1 protein-coding gene is annotated in these 298 nt (G+C 57.7%); it reads left to right on the forward strand.

From position 1 onward, the window contains the following. The coding region (locus tag J1G33_RS27780) for an immunoglobulin-like domain-containing protein (protein ID WP_223019178.1) at positions 1-298 on the forward strand (298 nt) is incomplete at both ends.

Here is a 298-nt window from a genome sequence, read left to right on the forward strand (position 1 = left end):
GGCGGTGAACACCACCGTGACGGACACACCGGGTACCGACAACACGACTACTGTCACCCTGACAGCGCCTAGTGCCGTTAACGAAGGTGGCCAAATCACCTATACCGCAACCTTGAGCAACAAGGCCGGTACCGACGTCACGTTGAAACTCGACAACGGCTCGTCGATCACCATCAAAGCGGGCGACACCGTCGGCACCGTGACTGTGCCTGCTCCTACCGATGACGTGTTCATCGATAAGAGCACCCAGACCGTCAAGATCACCGAGACCACCGGCGGCAACTTCGAAAAACTCGAA

Source organism: Pseudomonas sp. P867, assembly GCF_019891455.1.
GTDB classification, from domain to species: Bacteria; Pseudomonadota; Gammaproteobacteria; order Pseudomonadales; family Pseudomonadaceae; genus Aquipseudomonas; species Aquipseudomonas synxantha_A.